Source organism: Arthrobacter sp. 01T414 (assembly GCF_056398965.1).
On the sequence record NZ_JBFTQK010000001.1, the window covers coordinates 175,317 to 193,730 of the forward strand.

An 18,414-nucleotide genomic window follows, 5' to 3' on the forward strand; every position below is an offset into this window, starting at 1 on the left:
ACCCCCTTCACACCCAGCATCCGGACGTAAACTGACCTCCGGACCACCAACCGGGGACCGTGCGTAGATGGAGACCGGATGCTCTGGAAACTGCTCGTGCATTACCTGCGGCCGCAGCGCGGGCTGCTGCTCGCCGTCGTCGTCTTCCAGCTGGCCGCCTCGATCGCCTCGCTGTACCTGCCTACCCTGAACGCGGACATCATCGACCAGGGTGTGGCGCGCGGGGACACCGACTACATCCTGCGCACCGGCGGCGTGATGCTCATGGTGACCCTGCTGCAGATCGCCTGCACCATCGCCGCCGTCTACTTCGGCGCGAAGGCCGCGATGGCGCTGGGCCGGGACGTGCGCGGGGCGATCTTCAGCCGGGTGGCGGAATTCTCCGAGCAGGAGGTCACCCGATTCGGCGCGCCCAGCCTGATCACCCGCTCCACCAACGACGTCCAGCAGGTCCAGCAGCTGGTGCTGATGTCCGCGACGCTGATGGTCACCGCGCCCATGCTCAGCATCGGCGGCGTCATCATGGCCATCCGGCAGGACGTGCAGCTGTCCTGGCTGATCGCGGTCAGCGTCCCGGTGCTGCTTATCGCCGTGGGCCTGATCGTCACCCGCATGGTGCCGCTGTTCCGGCTGATGCAGACCCGGATCGACACGGTCAACCGGGTGCTGCGCGAACAGCTCACCGGCATCCGCGTGGTCCGCGCCTTCGTCCGCGAGGACATCGAGACCGCCCGCTTCGGCCGCGCCAACGAGGACGTCACGGACACCGCGCTTCGCGCCGGACGGCTGATGGCGCTCGCGTTCCCCACCGTGATGCTGGTCCTGAACGTCTCCTCCGTGGCCGTGATCTGGTTCGGCGCGTACCGGATCGAAGACGGCTCCATGCAGGTGGGCACCATGATCGCGTTCCTGAGCTACCTGATGCAGATCCTGATGTCCGTCATGATGGCCACGTTCATGGCGATCATGATCCCGCGCGCCGCCGTCTCCGCGGACCGGATCGGGCAGGTGCTGGGCACCGAATCCAGCGTCCGGCCGCCGGAGCACCCGGTCAGCCTCGCCGGTGCAGCCCGCGGCGAGCTTCAGATGCGCGACGTCGGATTCGCCTACCCGGGTGCCGAGGCCCCGGTCCTCTCCGACGTGGACTTCACCGCCCGCGCCGGGCAGACGACGGCGATCATCGGCTCCACCGGGTCGGGCAAGACCACCCTGGTGAACCTGATGCCGCGGCTCTTCGACGCCACCTCCGGCTCGGTGCGGATCGACGGCGTGGACGTCCGCGAGCTGCACCCGGACCAGCTCTGGGGGCACATCGGCCTGGTCCCGCAGAAGCCCTACCTGTTCTCCGGCACGGTCCGCAGCAACCTGCTCTACGGCAAGCCCGACGCCACCGAGGACGAACTCTGGCGGGCGCTGGCCATCGCGCAGGCCGAGGACTTTGTCCGCGCGATGGAGGGCGGGCTGGACGCGCCCATCTCGCAGGGCGGCACCAACGTCTCCGGCGGGCAGCGGCAGCGGATCGCGATCGCCCGGGCGCTGGTGAAACGGCCGGAGCTGTACATCTTTGACGACTCGTTCTCCTCGCTGGACACCGCCACGGACGCCCGGCTGCGGCAGGCGCTCAAGCAGCACACCGCGGGGGCGACCCTGGTGATCATCGCCCAGCGGGTCTCCAGCATCGTGGACGCGGACCAGATCCTGGTGCTCGACGACGGCCGAATCGTCGCGCACGGCACGCACGAGGAGCTGCTGGAGACCTCGGAGACGTACAACGAGATTGTGAACTCCCAGCTGGCGGCGGAGGAGGCGGTATGAGCAAGGTCGAATCCCAGCGGCCGACGGCGGGCGGCGGCGCGGGCGGTGCCGGCGCCCCCGATCCTGCGGGCTCGGGCGACAGGCGGGGCGCCGGCGCTGCAGGTTCACCGGGCGCCGGCCGGGAAGCCCCGCTGCGGATTCCCCGGCCGCGCGGCGGCCCCGGCCACGGCGGCCCGTTCGCCGGGATGAACGTCCCGGCCGAGAAGGCGATGAACTTCGGCCCGTCCGCCCGGCGGCTGCTGGGCGAACTGCGCCCCGAGCGGCTCTGGCTGGCGCTGGTCCTGGGGCTCGCCGTCGTGAGCGTGACGCTGTCGGTGATCGGGCCGCGGCTGCTGGGGGAGGGCACCAACCTGATCTTCGCCGGCGTCGTGTCCAAGCAGTTGCCCGTCGGGGTGAGCAAGGAGCAGCTGATCGCGCAGCTGCGCGCCGCGGGGGAGAACCAAAAGGCGGACATGCTCAGTGCCATGGCGCTGACGCCCGGCACCGGGATCGACTTCACCGCGCTGTCCTCGGTGCTGCTGTGGGCGCTGGTGCTGTACGTGCTGGCGTCGTCGTTTATGTGGATGCAGGCATATATCCTCAACGGCGTGGTGCAGCGGACCGTGTACCGGCTGCGCGAGCGGATCGAGGCGAAGATCAACCGCCTGCCGTTGCGCTACTTCGACACCGTGCAGCGCGGCGAGCTGCTCAGCCGGGTGACCAACGACGTCGATAATATTTCCCAGAGCCTGCAGCAGTCCATCAGCCAGGCGGTGACCTCGCTGCTGACCGTGGCCGGGGTGCTGGTGATGATGGTGATCCTCTCACCGACGCTGGCGGTCATCGCGCTGGTGACCATTCCGCTGACCCTGGTGACCACGGCGCTGATCGCCAAGCGCTCGCAGAAGCTGTTCGTGGCGCAGTGGAAGAACACCGGCGAGCTGAACGGCCAGATCGAGGAGACGTACACCGGGCACGCGCTGGTGAAGGTCTTCGGCCGGCAGCGCGAGGTGGAGGAGACGTTCCGGCAGAAGAACGCGGAGCTGTACCAGGCCAGTTTCGGCGCGCAGTTCATTTCCGGGCTGATCATGCCGGCCATGACGTTCATCGGGAACCTGGTCTATGTGGGGATCGCCGTGGTGGGCGGGCTGCAGGTGGCCTCCGGGGCGATGCAGCTGGGCGATGTGCAGGCGTTCATCCAGTACTCTCGGCAGTTCACCCAGCCGCTGGCCCAGCTGGGCTCGATGGCGAACCTGCTGCAGTCCGGGGTGGCGTCCGCCGAGCGGGTGTTCGAGCTGCTGGACACTGAGGAGCAGCTCTCGGACCCGGACGTGCCGCTGAAGCCGGAGACGACGCGCGGGCGGCTGGTGTTCGAGGATGTGTCCTTCGCGTACTCGCCGGACAAGCCGCTGATCTCTTCACTTTCTTTGGTTGCCGAGCCGGGGCAGACCGTGGCGATCGTGGGGCCCACCGGGGCGGGCAAGACCACGCTGGTGAACCTGATGATGCGCTTCTACGAGCTCGACGCCGGGAAGATCACGCTCGACGGCGTGGACGTGGCGCTGATGTCGCGGCACGAGCTGCGCTCGCGGATGGGCATGGTGCTGCAGGACACCTGGCTGTTCGGCGGGACCATCCGGGACAACATCGCCTACGGCCGGCCCGATGCCTCGGAGGCGGAGATCCTGGAGGCGGCGAAAGCCACGTACGTGGACCGGTTCGTAAAGTCCCTGCCGCAGGGTTATGACACCGTGCTCGACGACGAGGGTGGCAATGTCTCTGCGGGGGAGAAGCAGCTCCTCACCATCGCCCGGGCGTTCCTGGCCCGGCCGTCGGTGCTGATCCTGGACGAGGCGACGTCCTCGGTGGACACCCGCACCGAGGTGCTGGTTCAGAAGGCGATGAGCGCTTTGAGGAGCGACCGGACGTCGTTCGTCATCGCCCACCGGCTCTCCACCATCCGCGACGCCGACCTCATCCTGGTGATGGAAGCCGGGCAGATCGTGGAGCAGGGCACGCACGCGTCACTGCTCGAGGCCGGCGGGGCGTACGCGCGCCTGTACGAGGCCCAGTTCGCGGCGCCGGTGGCGGAGGTCTAGGGGCCGGGAGGGCATCGTTCCAGTCCCGTGCTGAGTTTTCCACTGATGCGATGCCTCCGGCACAGAAGTCGAGGGTGATGTCGTTCTCCGCATATGGTGTCCCTCTCCCGATGGCCGCGAGACAGCCGCCCCTCACCCAAGGGCGTTGCTCCATCCGTCCAGCGTGGCGGCCGTGCGGCTGACCGGTATTGGAGCTGCGGATGGTGATGATCCGCCGTGGCGCGGGGGAAGTCTGTCCTCAACGCCAACAAACCTTTTGACACTGCCCAGATAACGCGGGTAACTTTGATCACACGCTCTAGGTAACGCGAGTTACCTAGAGCGTTCACCCCAAATCCCTCCGTGCTGGCGTCACCCAGTTCAACGAAGACCACTGGAGTATTCAATGGCGGATATCGCCCCCTTGAACAGGGGCCTGAACTGGTCTCCGGCGCCGCCCCGGCGGGGAGCAGCCCGCGTTTGCAGGGCGTCCGCGGGGCCCTGGCTGGCGTGGGTGTGGAGAGTGATCCGGAGCTGGTCGTGGCCGAGTTTGCGGTGGGCGACGGCGGCATCAAGGAACGCGGTCTGGCCATCCCCGGGGACATCGCCGTGATCGGCTTCGACAACCAGGAACTCATTGCCGCCTACCTCAGGCCCAAGCTGACCACAGTGGCTTTGCCGTTCGAAAAGATGGGCGCTCTGGGAGGCCAGACGCTCGCTGCTCTTACAGCAGGACAGCCGATCACTGCCGGCCAGCAGTTGGTCGACTGTCCGCTGCTAGAACACTCTTCGGTCTGACCGCGAAATCAACGTCGAAGAGCTTACCCAACCCACCGTTCACCTTGCTGATGAAGACAGGAAAGAGATAACCCATCATGACACAACCCAAAATCTTCCGGACGGGCCGCCAGGAGTGTGCCCAGAAAATGAGCTCCTGAGCACCCTGCAGCACCCTGTCCGACTTCAGGCTGCTCCTCCACGCGAAAACACCCCTACCTCACAGGTTCGCGGACCCCACGCACCGTCATGAAACGAGAACAATGAACAGCGTCCCCTCCACCCTTGAGACCTACAGGCCGGCCATGCACTACGCTGCCAGGGACACGTGGCTTAACGATCCCAACGGACTCGTCTTCCACGAGGGCATCTACCACCTGTATTACCAGAACAACCCCTTCGGAAACGTCCACAGCAACATGTCCTGGGGCCACGCCACCTCCAAAGACCTGGTCCGCTGGGAGGAACAACCGGTAGCCATTCCCTGCGATGACAACGAGGACATCTTCTCCGGCAGCATCGTGGTGGACACTGCCAACACCAGCGGATTCGGCGCCGACGGGAAAGCCCCGCTGGTGGCCATCTACACGAGCGCGTACAAACCGGGTTCCCCTCACCAGGGCACCCAGGCCCAGTCCATCGCGTGGAGCGTCGACGACGGCTACACCTGGACCAAGTACGCCGGCAACCCAGTCCTGACGAGGAATTCCCCGGAATTCCGGGACCCCAAGGTCTTCCGCTACAGCGGTCCGGCCGGCAGCTACTGGGTAATGGTGGCCGTCGAAGCGCACGACTTCACTGTTCTGCTCTACCGCTCCGAGGACCTCAAGAACTGGGAATACCTCAGCACCTTCGGCCCTGCGAACGGCACCGGTGGCATCTGGGAATGCCCGGACCTCTTTGAGCTGCCGCTGGACGGCGACGCCGCGGCTACTAAATGGGTCCTGACGGTAAACATGAACCCGGGGGGCCCAAACGGCGGCTCCGCAGGCCAGTACTTCGTGGGAGAGTTCGACGGCGTCACGTTCAGCTCAGAGACAACCCTCACCGAGGGGATGGAGGACCCGCAACGCGTAACCGACTACCAATGGCTGGACTGGGGCCGCGACTACTACGCCGCCGTCTCGTTCAGCAACGTCCCAGCCGGCCGGCGGCTGATGATCGGCTGGATGAACAACTGGCAGTATGCCAACCACATTCCCACATCGCCCTGGCGCAGCCCCATGAGCCTCGTCCGGGACGTGTCCCTCGTTTCCGTGAGCGGGCAACCCCGGCTCGTCCAGCAACCCGTGCCGGAAGTGAGAATAACGTCGCAACCCGGTCCCGTGAGGCGGGTGACCCTAGACGGTCCCGCGGCAGTTGACGGCGGCGCGGCAGTGCAACTCGTTGACGTCACCTTCACGCCCGGTAGTGCCGATGAATTCGGCCTTGTGGTCCGGGGGTCAACCGACGGCACGGTCGGGACGCGGATCGGGATCCGTCCCGGCAGCGGAGAACTTGTAGTGGACCGTACCCGCTCCGGTGACACCGGCTTCCATGAGGCCTTTCCGTCCACCAGCCGCGCCCCGATTGCTGCCGGACCGGACGGCAGCTACACCCTGCAGATCTTCGTTGACCACTGCTCGGTGGAAGTCTTCGGGAGCGCTGGGCTCGTCGCCATGACCGAACTGATCTTCCCCGCTGCCGCCCAAACATCCCTCACCCTATACTCCACCGGCGGCACAGCGGACGCTGCGCTCCAACTCACCGACTTCGGAAAGGACGTAGCCTGATGGAACACCGCAAGCTGGGTTCCTCCGGCCTGTACATCAGCGAAATCGCCTACGGGAACTGGTTCACCCACGGTGAGCAGATCGACCAGGCCGCTGCGACGCAGTGCGTGAAGCAGGCGCTGGACCTGGGCATCACCACTTTCGACACCGCCGATGCCTATGCCGGAACCCGGGCCGAGGAAGCGTTGGGCCAGGCGCTCAAAGGAACACGCCGTGAAAGCGTGGAGATTTTCACCAAGGCCTACTTCCCTACTGGGGAGGGCCGGAACGACCGAGGCCTGTCCCGAAAACACGTCATGGAGTCCATCAACTCATCGCTCCGCCGGCTCCAAACTGACTACGTCGATCTCTACCAGGCTCACAGGTACGACTACGAGACCCCACTGGAAGAGACGATGCAGGCCTTCGCCGATATTGTCAGGGCCGGGAAAGCGCACTACATCGGGGTGTCGGAGTGGACGGCAGACGAGATACGGTCCGGAGTTGCCCTGGCCAACGAACTTGGCTTTCAGCTCATATCCAACCAGCCGCAGTATTCCATGCTGTGGCGCGTCATCGAACAGGAGATCGTTCCTCTAAGCGAGGAACTGGGCATCGGCCAGATCTGCTGGTCGCCGCTCGCCCAGGGAGTCCTTACCGGCAAGTACGCCCCCGGTGCGGCGGCTCCTCAAGGCTCCCGCTTCCGTGCCGACAACGGCGATCTCAAGGACGACCACCGCTTTCTCGGCGAGGACATCCTCACCCGCGTCCAGAAACTGAAACCCCTCGCCGAAGAGACCGGACTGTCCATGGCAGCCTTCGCTGTCGCATGGGTACTGCAGAACCCCAACGTCTCAGCGGCCATCGTCGGCGCATCCCGGCCCGAGCAGCTCGTCGACAACGTCCGTGCCGCGGGAGTCAAACTCGACCCTGAACTGCTCCAGAGGGTCGATGACATCCTCGGCCCCGTGATCGAGAGGGACCCGGGCAAAGTCGAATCCTTCAAGAACCGTCCCTGAACCGCCCTGCTAGCCAACGAGGGGCGGCGGCGCTGGACGTTCGGGCTTAGCCGCACTGCGTCCGGAGCGCTGCCCACCGCACCCCGGATGGAAACCTGCAACTTACACCCATCGACACGAAAAATTTGTTGACACCCGGGAGTAACGCGGGTAACTTGAATCACAGCCGCTAGGTAACGCGAGTTACCAAAGCGGACCGGGCCGACTTTCTCCCGTTAGCGCCGGCATCACCAAGCTCAACGACGACCACTGGAGCATTCAATGGCGAAAACCACCTCCCCAAGCAATAGGGGCACTGCCAGGCCGCGTGGGGTCACCATGAATGATGTCGCTAAGCACGCCGGAGTGTCCCGAACGGCTGTTTCATTCGTGCTGAGCAACCGCGAAAACGCGAGCATTTCGGAAGAGACGCGGACCCGCATCGCCGACGCGGTTCAGGCGTTGGGCTACCGTCCGAACGCCGGGGCGAGGGCGCTGGCATCCCAGCGCAGCGACTGGTACGGAATTGTCACCGAGATCGTAACCGCACCCTTCGCTGTGGACATCATCAAAGGCGCTCAGGACCAGGCTTGGATTGACCGCAGATTCCTCCTTATCGCCCCCTCGGACCAAGGTGTTGCGGCCGGCCCCACCCAGGGCATGGAGGATGCTGCCGTTGAGAAGTTGCTGGAACAGCGGGTCGAAGGTTTGCTGTATGCCGCAACGCACCACCGCGGCGTGCATGTGCCCCCAAGCGCTCACGAGGTGCCCACGGTGCTCATCAACTGTTTCGACCTGGATGGGAAGCTGCCCTCGATTGTCCCCGATGAACGGGCAGGGGGACGGGTCGCCGTCGAACGGCTCCTCCGGGCCGGTCACACCAGGATCGGTGTGATCAATCTGGACCCGCACATTCCGGCGGCTGTCGGGCGTCTGCAAGGAGTCCGCGAGGCCTTGGCCGAGGTGGGTCTGGAGCTTGATTCGGAACTGGTGGTGGCCGGGTACGCGACCGCCGATGGCGGCTACGACGCTGCCTGCCAAATCCTTGACCGGTACCCCGCCAAGGACAGGCCAACCGCCCTGTTTTGCCTCAATGACCGCATGGCCATGGGCGCCTACGACGCCATCAAGGAACGCGGCCTGGCCATACCCGGGGACATCGCCGTGATCGGCTTCGACAACCAGGAACTCATTGCCGCCTACCTCAGGCCCAAGCTGACCACAGTGGCTTTGCCGTTCGAAAAGATGGGCGCTCTGGGAGTCCAGACGCTCGCTGCTCTTACAGCAGGACAGCCGATCACTGCCGGCCAGCAGTTGGTCGACTGTCCGCTGCTAGAACGCTCTTCGGTCTGACCGCGAAATCAACGTCGAAGAGCTAACCCCACCCACCCTTCACCTTGCTGATGAAGACAGGAAAGAGATAACCCATCATGACACACCCCAAAAACTTCAGGTCGGCCCGCATCGCCGCGGCCGGACTGGCGGTAGGCGCGATGTTGCTGACCGGCTGCGTAGCCAATGTCAACAAGCCCGCAGACGGTGGCGCCGCGACCAACGCCAGTGCGTTCCTCACTATCCCGCGTGAGGACATGGGCACTTTCGTGCGGAACTTCAACCCCTTCGCACCGACGGTCAACCCGATGGTCCAGCAGTCCATTTACGAGTCTCTCCTGGTCTTCAACCCGGCCAGAGGCGACACCGTGCCGTGGCTGGCCACCGACTGGAAGGCAGCCAAAGACGGAAGGTCTATCACATTCACACTGCGTGACGGGGTGAAATGGTCCGATGGCCAGCCGTTCGTCGCCGACGACGTGGCATACACCTTCGAGCTTCAGAAGAAACTCAAGGGTGGCTACGAGTACCTCGACGCCGTGACCGCAGAAGGCAACAAGGTCACGTTCAAGTTCAACAAACCATGGTCACCCGCCCTGTACGACGTCGGTCAGCTCAGCATCCTGCCCAAGCACGTCTGGTCCGCGCTGGCTGATCCGGAAAAGGACGCCAACGCCAAGCCCGTCGGCACAGGGCCCTACACGGAGGTGGACAGCTTCCAGGCCCAGTCCTTCGTGCTGAAAAAGAACCCCAACTACTGGCAGCCGGAGAAGCAGAAGATCGCCGGCATCAAGATGCTCGCCTTCGCTGGGAACGACGGCGCAAACCTCGCTGCCGCCAATGGTGACGTGGACTGGGCCCCGCAATACATCCCGAACATCGAAAAGACGTTCGTCTCGAAAGACAAGGAACACCGGCACTATTGGTTCCCCCCGACGGGTGCCATGATCAACTGGCAACTCAACACCGCCAAGGCACCGTTCAACGACGTTGATGTCCGTAAGGCATTGAGCATGGCTGTGGACCGGGACCAGGTCACCAAGATCGGTATGAGCGGTTACGCCCAGCCCGCGGACTGCACCGGCCTCTCCGGAAATTACGAGACGTGGAAGAACACCCAGGTCAAGGACAACTGCACCTGGACCAACCACGACGTCCAAAAAGCCAACGACCTCTTGGACAAGGCCGGCTACCCGAAGGGCCCCGACGGCAAACGGACGCTCAAGGACGGTTCTCCTTTCCAGTTCAAGATCTCCGTGGGTGCAACATCGTCCGACTGGTTGTCCGTTGCCAACGTGATCTCCCAGAACCTGGCGGAGGTGGGCGTGACCGCGAAGGTGGACTCCCCGGACTGGGCCGCTGTGGTGGCAGGGTACGAAACGGGTAACTTCGACTCCGGCATTGTATGGAGCGCCAACGATCCGAGCCCGTATAAGTACTTCAACACCTCCATGTCCACCAAAACGGTGAAGCCTGTGGGCACGAAGACGTTCGACAACTACCACCGTTTCGGCGATCCCAAAGCCGATGCTCTGCTGGCGGAGTTCGCTGCAGCGACGGACCAGTCCAAGCAGAAGGACATTGCCAACAAGCTGCAGGACGAATACGATGCCGTCGCGCCGCTGGTGCCGCTGTTTTCCGGGCCGGAATGGGGGGCGTACAACGACACCCGCTTCACCGGCTGGCCGACTCAGGACAACCCTTACGCCACCCTCTCGGTCCGCGCACCCACCACGGTTCTCGTGCTGACCAGCCTGGAACCGCGCAAGTAGCGTCACGCGCAGCATGAGGCCGAACCGCCCTCATGCCACCCACGCCCGACGGCCTGGCCAATTCGAAAGCCGGCCGTCGGGCGTACCCCACCATGTTGACCACTCCCGAATTGGAGGGAAACCGTGCGCTTCATCCTGCGCCGCCTGGGTTTCTACCTGCTCGCCTTCTGGGCATCCATCACCCTGAATTTCCTGCTCCCGCGCTTCATGCCCGGGGACCCCGTATCACGCATGTTCGCCCGCTCCCAGGACAGGATGCAGCCCGAACAGATCGAGGCCCTGCGCAAGCTGCTCGGCGTGGACGACCGGCCCATCTGGGAGCAGTACGCCGGCTACCTCCAGAACATCCTCACCGGGCAGATGGGGGTATCCATTTCACGATTCCCCACCCCCGTCACCGAGGTCATCTCGTCCCAAGTCGGCTGGACCCTCCTGCTCGGTGGGACCGCCCTTGTCATAGCCGCCGTCGTCGGTAACCTGCTCGGCATCCTGGCAGCATGGCGCCGGGGCGGAGCCATCGATTCGGTGCTGCCTCCCCTGTTGGTCTTCATCGGATCCTTCCCGTACTTCTGGCTCGCGATGGGCGCGCTGTATCTGTTCGGCGTCGTTCTGGGCTGGTTCCCAATCCGCCACGCGTTCACGGATGGGCTGGAGCCCGGCTTCACCTGGGAGTTCATCGGCGACGCCGCCGCCCACCTCGTGCTCCCGGCGCTCACGATCGTGCTGGTCTCCATCGGCGGCTGGATGCTGGGTATGCGGAACACCATGATCGCCACCAACTCTGAGGACTACATCACCATGGCGGAGGCCAAGGGCCTACGCCCCGGACGGATTATGCTCCGTTACGCCGCCCGCAACGCGATGCTGCCTTCGGTGACCAGCTTCGGCATGGGCCTGGGTTTCGTGGTGGGCGGCGCCCTTCTCACGGAGGTCGTATTCGCCTACCCCGGCGTCGGCTACCAGCTTCTGAACGCCGTCCAGGGCCTTGACTACCCGCTCATGCAGGGCCTGTTCCTGACCATCACCGCCGCCGTACTGCTGGCGAACTTCCTGGTGGACATTCTCTATGTCCGCCTCGACCCCCGCGTGCGCAGCAACTGACCATTGCGTACCCAGTAACCAAGGGACCGACCATGACCAGCGTTATCCTCCAGCAGCCGATCGAACCAAAAGCTGCACGCAAAACCAACCGCGGTTTCATCCACGGACTTATTACCAACAAGAAGGCCATGACAGGCATGGCCATCATGCTCGTCTTCATCGTGCTGGCGCTGGCCGCGCCGGTACTGTTCCCCGGCGACCCCTCCCGGATCACCGGCATGGCCTCGCTGGAACCGGACGCTGAGCACTGGCTCGGAACCACCGCCAAAGGCCAGGACGTGCTCGCCTTGACCATCTACGGCTCCCGAAGTTCCCTGCTGGTAGGCCTTACAGTCGGGTTCGCGTCCACCTTTATCGGGATTCTGGTAGGACTGGCATCGGCCTATTTCGGCAAATTTATCGACGAAGCGCTGTCGCTGCTGACCAACGTCTTCCTCCTCCTTCCCGGACTGCCGCTGCTCGTCATCCTGGCTGCCTTCCTGCCGCCGGGGCTGGGCACCGTGATCCTGGTACTCACGGTCACGGGATGGGCAGGATCAGCGCGCGTCCTCCGGTCACAGGCCCTGTCCATCCGCTCCAAGGATTTCGTGGCCGCCGCCGTCGTATCAGGTGAGAGCGCCGGGCGGATCATGTTCCGCGAAATTCTGCCAAATATGGCCTCGATCGTGATGGGCACGCTGCTTGCCTGCGTCATCTACGGTATCGGTGCCCAGGCCGGCCTCGAATTCCTTGGGCTGGGAGACGTCAGCACCGTCTCCTGGGGCAACAACCTCTTCTGGGCCGGAAACGAAGGTGCCCTGCTCACCGGGAGCTGGTGGGTATTTGTCCCTTCCGGCCTCTGCATTGCACTGGTGGCCTTCGCCCTGGCCCTGGTCAACTACGCCGTCGACGAAGTAACCAATCCGCGGCTGCGGAAGATCCGCAAGCCCGCCACCACCGAAAGGAGCACCGCAAAGTGACTGTCTCTCAAGTCTCCTTCGGCTCCCACGAAGCAGTCCTCGACGTCAAGAACCTCACCGTCAAGTACATTGGCGACACCCGCTCGACCACTGCCGTGGACAACGTCTCCTTCAGCATCGGCGTAGGTGAGGTGTTCGGGCTGGCCGGTGAATCCGGTTGCGGAAAATCAACCATCGCCAACTCAATCATGCGTCTGCTCAAGGATCCGGCGAAGATCACCGCCGGCAGCATCTCCTTCGGCGGCAAGGACGTCCTGGCCATGAGCCAGGATGAGCTGCGTCGTTTCCGCTGGCAGGACGTTGCCATGGTGTTCCAATCCGCCATGAACTCGCTGAACCCGGTGCTGACCATCGGGGAACAGATGGCAGACATCTTCACCACACACGCCGGCTACTCCCGTAAAGAATCCCTTCGACGCGCAGCACAGCTGCTGGAGCTCGTAAGAATCGATCCGGCCCGCCTCAAGTCGTATCCGCATCAACTCTCCGGGGGGATGCGGCAACGCGCCGTCATCGCCATGGCCGTAGCACTGAAGCCATCACTCCTGATTCTGGACGAGCCCACCACCGCGCTGGACGTGGTGGTGCAGCAGGAGATCATGGCCCAGATCAAGGATCTCCAGCGCGAACTGGGATTCTCCGTCCTGTTCATCACCCACGACATGTCCCTGATGGTGGAACTCTCGCACCGCATGGCCGTCATGTACGGCGGCCGGATCGTGGAGACCGCAAAAGCCCACGACATCTACACCACGCCCGGGCACCCCTATACCAGGGCCCTCATGGGCGCGTTTCCGCCGCTTACCGGCCCACGGGTTCCACTCAAAGGCCTGCCCGAAGGCGTGAAGTTCCAGAATATCCCGGACCTCGCCGAAGTCGCTCCGGGCCACTTCGTGGCCCCATTTGATGCCGACGCCGAAGCCGCCGTTTTAGAAGGAGCAGCACAATGAACCAGACCGCACACTCCGCGGCAAGGCCGGACACTTCACCCCAGACGCCGGCTCTTGAAGTGCGGGGACTGGGTAAGTCCTTCCGCATCGGCGGCCTATTCTCCAACCAGGCAGTCCGGGCATTGCACGGCGTCGACCTGACCATCGGCCGTGGGGAAATCGTGGCACTGGTCGGGGAATCCGGGTCGGGCAAGAGCACCCTGGCCCGCTGTGTGGCCCGGCTCGAGAAACCCAGCGAAGGCGCCATCCTGCTCGACGGCGTCGACGTCCTCAAAAGAGACCGTTTCCAGGCCTCACGCATGTTCCGATCACAGCTGCAGATGGTCTTCCAAGACCCCTTCGGCTCCCTAAACCCCGCACACCGGATCGAGCACTTCCTCCGACGGTCCCTTGCGATCCACGGCAAAGGCGGCACCGGCCAGCGCGGTTCCGAAGAGCAGACCACGCGCCGCCTTGAAGAGCTCTTGACCACCGTGGGGCTTCAGGCCGACATGCTCAACTCCTACCCCCATGAGCTCTCCGGCGGGCAACGTCAACGAGTCTCTATCGCGCGCGCGCTCGCCGTCGAACCAGAAGTCATCCTCGCCGACGAACCAACGTCCATGCTGGACGTATCGGTCCGCATCGGGGTGCTAAACCTGATGCGGAAACTTCGCGATGAGCAGGGCATCTCCATGCTCTACATCACCCACGATCTCGCGTCCGCCCGGTACCTCGCGGACCGGACCGCCGTCATGTTCGCCGGCGAGATCGTTGAAGAGGGCGAATCACTGGACCTGCTGGCCAATCCGGCCCACCCCTACACACAGTTGCTGGTCTCAGCGGTCCCGGACCCATCCCGGGCCGGGTCATACGACCCAGTTCACCGCGCCAAGCTCAGGCAGGCCGTCATGGCTTCCACCGCCTGCGACTTCGCAAATGACCCCCATCAGCCCTGCTCATCTGAGGAACCCGTCCGGCATCAGGTGGGTGACCCCCTCAACCGCCACTGGGTCCGCTGCCACCTCTACCGTCCACGCGCTGGCGCCAGCGGCCATGCCCTGGCGACAGAACCCCTGCCGAAACCACAACCTGCAGACGGGGAAACTCTCTGAAAATCCTGTTCCACGAACGGGTCAACCACTCTGTCTTAGCAGGATCCCCTCAGATTCAAGCCAAATGAGGACCTGCACTGCCCAAAAACATCATCATCCATGCAGCCGAAGCACCGAAGCTGCCCACCGAAAGGGAACCATGGAAGATTCCCCCGCCGTCTCCCGGCGTGCACTCCTGACCGGAAGTGGAGCCGTTGCCCTCACCGGGTCACTCGCGCTTTCCACTACATTCTCCGAGTCAGCGGCAGCCGCGCCCCCAAACAGTCCCGGCACCGCGCAGGCCATGCCGCTCTCAAAAGGACCAACCCGTATGCGCCCGACCTATCACTTCAGCGTCCCCGACAATTGGAAGAACGACCCTCAGCGGCCCATTTACATCGACGGCGAATACCACTACTACTACCTCTACAACGGCGATTACATTCAGGGTGGTGGAGGTACGTCGTGGCGCCGTGCGACCACCACCGACCACGTCTCCTTCCGCGACCGCGGCGTCGCCATCCCCAAATTCAGCAATGACAACGGCGACTGCTGGTCAGGATGCCTTATCGTCGACGAACGAAACACCGCCGGCTACGGTGAAAATGCCGTGATAGCCCTCGTTACACAGGCACCACAGGGCCGTCAGGCCCAGTATCTCTGGTACTCGACGGACCGTGGGCGCACATTCCAACCCGGTGGCACAGCCCCGGTACTGCCAAACCCAGGTGTGCAGGACTTCCGCGACCCGAAGGTAATTTGGGACGCGGACCGGGGGCAGTGGTTCATGGTCAACGCCGAAGGGCAGAAGCTTGGCTTCTACACATCTCCCAACCTGCGCTCTTGGCAGCGCGTCGGCGAATTCGTCCGCACGGATCTTGGGGTACTTGAGTGCCCGGACCTTTTCCGTATGACCGCCGACGACGGCACTTCCCACTGGATTCTTGGCACCAGCGCCAACGGCAAGGGCAGGGGGCTGCCGGCCACTTATGCCTATTGGACAGGGGCCTTCAACGGCACCACCTTTGCTCCTGACCATGCCGAGCCGGAATGGCTGGATTACGGCTATGACTTCTACGGAGCAGTGACCTATCCCCATCACGACTCCTCCGGTACAGAGGATGCCGCCCTGCGCAGGGCGCTCGGATGGGCGAACTTCTGGGATTACCCCCACAACACTCCGACATTGGCGACCGACGCTTACAACGGCGATGACATGATCGTGCGCGACATCCGCCTCAAGAAGGGAGTCGGAAGCTACTATCTCGTCTCATCCCCGACAGCCGGCCTGGACAACTACGTCAAGCGCAGCCACCGACTTGGTGATGTCGCGGTATCGGGCACTCACGACCTCGATATCCGATCGCTGGCCTACGACCTGACCTGTGAAATCGTATGGGATCCGGCGACCCCGCCAGCCAACATCGGTCTCGAGATCTGTCGTGCAGCTGGCGGAGGTCGGCATGTCGCCGCCGGTGCGTTCCTCCGCGGACCTTTCGCGTACCTCAACCGGCGACCCACTATCAACCCCACCGGCGGCGAGAGCCAGACGCCCGTCGACCCCTCGGCAGGGCGCCTCACACTTCGTGTCCTCGTAGACAGCACAAGCGTCGAAATGTTCGTGGGAGACGGACGAGTCGTGCACTCCCATCGCGTATTCCCACTCGAAGGGGACAACGGCATCCGTCTCTACGCTCACGAAGGAACTGCCACTTTCCGCAACCTCACGATCAACGAAATCAGCGCGGCACCTTAACCCAACCCGAAACGTTCCGGTAGGTCATTCCGTACAGCCATAGACCGCCAGAATGACCTAGACGCTCCCGTACTATCACTTGCCCGAGAGACAAACATGGATAACCTCAAAGCAGCACTGCATTATGCCCAACAACCCCTCGACGTGGTCGTTGTCGGAGAAGCGCTGATCGACGTGGTCACCACCCCGAGTAGCCAGGTAGAGCATCCCGGTGGATCGCCGGCCAACGTCGCCTACGGCCTCGGGCTCCTCGGCGTCTCCACAGGCCTGCTCACGGCCATCGCGCCCGATGCACGGGGAACGTCGATAGAAGACCACCTCCGCCGGGCAGGAGTAACGCTCCTGCCCGGGTCAAAATCCCTCGCCCGTACAGCGACGGCCACAGCAACCCTTGGGCCTGACGGTTCCGCCGCCTACGACTTCGACATCTACTGGGACCTGCCCCCAAAAGCGCCAGCCTACTTCCCCAAAATCCTCCACACAGGTTCCATAGCCACGTTCCTGGACCCTGGCGCCACGGCCGTCAAAGCCCTGCTGGAACAAGCCCACAAGCATTCCACCATCACCTACGATCCCAACATCAGGCCATCCCTGCTTGGCAGTCATGCCGAAGCCAAAGCGACCTTCGAAGAACTCGTCTCCCTGACCGATGTTGTGAAACTCAGCGACGAGGACGCCCATTGGCTCTACCCCGGGAAAACACTCGAGGAAGTCGCAGGCCATATCCTCCGACTGGGCACCGGACTGGTAGCGATAACTAAGGGAGCTGAAGGCTCCCAATTCACCTCCTGTGCCGCAAGCATCACTATCCCCGCTGTCAAAGCCAACGTTGCGGACACCATAGGCGCCGGGGACTCCTACATGGCTGCACTGATCCTGTGTCTCCTCACTCGCCGAACCGACGGCTTCGCCCCCGGGGTGTTGGAGCAACTGGGACGCACGGCAGCTGCGGCGGCGGCCATCACCGTTCGACGGGCCGGAGCAAACCCGCCGACCCTTGCCGAACTGAGATCAGCAATGGAAGCACCTACTTTCGCGCCTAATACTTTCGCCTAGACCGTCTCCGCCCGTGGGCTGCGGAACTAATTGACACGAAGGTCCCTGCTATGGCCGTCATAACTGCCCGGCGAGTCACGAAGTGGGACCAGAAAATAGCCGCCCTCCAAGCCTGTCACAGTCGCCTGAATCACCTGAGCGGGAATTGCCAAGCCCCGGATACCGTCCCGGCTCAGCTTTCGAGCCCGCCACGCTCCAGCGTCCGTCCGAGCGACTGCCGCGGAAGATCCTGGCCTACGTGGTCCGCGGCGCCGTGACGAGCAGACAAGTCCAGGGCTGGTGAACCTGATGATGCGCTTCTACGAGCTCGACGCCGGGCGGATCACGCTGGACGGGGTGGACGTGGCGCTGATGTCGCGGCACGAGCTGCGCTCGCGGATGGGCATGGTGCTGCAGGACACCTGGCTGTTCGGCGGGACCATCCGGGACAACATCGCCTACGGCCGGCCCGGCGCCTCGGAGGCGGAGATCCTCGAGGCGGCGAAGGCGACCTACGTGGACCGCTTCGTGAAGTCCCTCCCGCAGGGCTACGACACCGTGCTCGACGACGAAGGCGGCAACGTCTCGGCGGGGGAGAAGCAGCTGCTGACCATCGCCCGCGCGTTCCTGGCCCGGCCGTCGGTGCTGATCCTGGACGAGGCGACATCCTCGGTGGATACCCGCACCGAGGTGCTGGTGCAGAAAGCCATGAGCGCGCTGCGCTCCGACCGGACCTCGTTCGTCATCGCCCATCGCCTCTCCACCATCCGCGACGCCGACCTCATCCTGGTGATGGAGGCCGGCCAGATCGTGGAACAGGGGACGCACGCCTCACTGCTGGAGGCAGGCGGGGCGTATGCACGGCTGTACGAGGCCCAGTTCGCGGCTCCGGTTGCGGAGGTCTGAGGCGCGACGGGACTGTGGTTAGGGCGGAGAAGTGGCTGGGCGTCCGATTTCAATCGCCGTTGAGGCCAAGGCATCCAAATTCGCAGCTATCCATCGAGGGGCATGCTCGGCAGTCCTACGCTGGGCACAGCC

Annotated in this window: 13 protein-coding genes and 1 pseudogene; all 14 read left to right on the plus strand. The window is 64.0% G+C overall.

Annotated elements, in window-relative coordinates:
* The first annotated feature begins 78 nt into the window (after positions 1 to 78).
* Positions 79 to 1,815: an ABC transporter ATP-binding protein gene (locus tag AC1DK9_RS00795; protein WP_476914716.1), complete on the plus strand. Its 1,737-nt coding sequence runs from the start codon at positions 79 to 81 to the stop codon at positions 1,813 to 1,815.
* Positions 1,812 to 3,893, plus strand: a complete 2,082-nt coding sequence (locus tag AC1DK9_RS00800) for an ABC transporter ATP-binding protein (RefSeq protein ID WP_476914717.1) — start codon at positions 1,812 to 1,814, stop codon at positions 3,891 to 3,893. Before AC1DK9_RS00795 ends, AC1DK9_RS00800 begins: the two co-directional genes overlap by 4 nt.
* Positions 3,894 to 4,388: 495 nt before the next feature.
* Positions 4,389 to 4,670, plus strand: coding sequence for a substrate-binding domain-containing protein (locus tag AC1DK9_RS00805; RefSeq protein WP_476862075.1), 282 nt, complete (start codon positions 4,389 to 4,391; stop codon positions 4,668 to 4,670).
* A 242-nt stretch (positions 4,671 to 4,912) separates the two neighbouring features.
* Entirely contained in the window at positions 4,913 to 6,421 is a 1,509-nt protein-coding gene (locus AC1DK9_RS00810) for a glycoside hydrolase family 32 protein (protein WP_476862076.1), read from the plus strand.
* Positions 6,421 to 7,419, plus strand: a complete 999-nt coding sequence (locus AC1DK9_RS00815) for an aldo/keto reductase family protein (RefSeq protein WP_476862077.1) — start codon at positions 6,421 to 6,423, stop codon at positions 7,417 to 7,419. The genes AC1DK9_RS00810 and AC1DK9_RS00815 overlap by 1 nt, the downstream gene beginning before the upstream one ends.
* A gap of 261 nt (positions 7,420 to 7,680) precedes the next feature.
* Positions 7,681 to 8,751 (plus strand): LacI family DNA-binding transcriptional regulator, encoded by a 1,071-nt coding sequence (locus AC1DK9_RS00820; protein WP_476862078.1) that lies wholly within the window; start codon positions 7,681 to 7,683, stop codon positions 8,749 to 8,751.
* Between the two features lie 77 nt (positions 8,752 to 8,828).
* The gene (locus AC1DK9_RS00825; RefSeq protein WP_476862079.1) at positions 8,829 to 10,502 is read left to right on the plus strand and encodes an ABC transporter substrate-binding protein; all 1,674 of its coding nucleotides are present in this window, start codon (positions 8,829 to 8,831) and stop codon (positions 10,500 to 10,502) included.
* Between the two features lie 123 nt (positions 10,503 to 10,625).
* Positions 10,626 to 11,603, plus strand: a complete 978-nt coding sequence (locus AC1DK9_RS00830) for an ABC transporter permease (protein WP_476862080.1) — start codon at positions 10,626 to 10,628, stop codon at positions 11,601 to 11,603.
* A gap of 32 nt (positions 11,604 to 11,635) precedes the next feature.
* Positions 11,636 to 12,562 carry an ABC transporter permease gene (locus tag AC1DK9_RS00835; protein ID WP_476862081.1) on the plus strand — a complete coding sequence of 309 codons (927 nt, stop codon included), beginning with the start codon at positions 11,636 to 11,638 and terminating at the stop codon, positions 12,560 to 12,562.
* Positions 12,559 to 13,512 (plus strand): ABC transporter ATP-binding protein, encoded by a 954-nt coding sequence (locus AC1DK9_RS00840; RefSeq protein WP_476862082.1) that lies wholly within the window; start codon positions 12,559 to 12,561, stop codon positions 13,510 to 13,512. Before AC1DK9_RS00835 ends, AC1DK9_RS00840 begins: the two co-directional genes overlap by 4 nt.
* Entirely contained in the window at positions 13,509 to 14,606 is a 1,098-nt protein-coding gene (locus AC1DK9_RS00845) for an ATP-binding cassette domain-containing protein (protein WP_476862083.1), read from the plus strand. The genes AC1DK9_RS00840 and AC1DK9_RS00845 overlap by 4 nt, the downstream gene beginning before the upstream one ends.
* A 310-nt stretch (positions 14,607 to 14,916) precedes the next feature.
* Positions 14,917 to 16,341 carry a glycoside hydrolase family 32 protein gene (locus tag AC1DK9_RS00850; protein ID WP_476862084.1) on the plus strand — a complete coding sequence of 475 codons (1,425 nt, stop codon included), beginning with the start codon at positions 14,917 to 14,919 and terminating at the stop codon, positions 16,339 to 16,341.
* Between the two features lie 96 nt (positions 16,342 to 16,437).
* A complete protein-coding gene (locus AC1DK9_RS00855; protein ID WP_476862085.1) occupies positions 16,438 to 17,397 on the plus strand; it encodes a PfkB family carbohydrate kinase in 960 nt (319 codons plus the stop codon).
* Positions 17,398 to 17,673: 276 nt separating this feature from the next.
* A pseudogene (locus tag AC1DK9_RS00860) lies at positions 17,674 to 18,282 on the plus strand (ABC transporter ATP-binding protein); the annotation flags it as partial.
* Between the last annotated feature and the right edge of the window lie 132 nt (positions 18,283 to 18,414).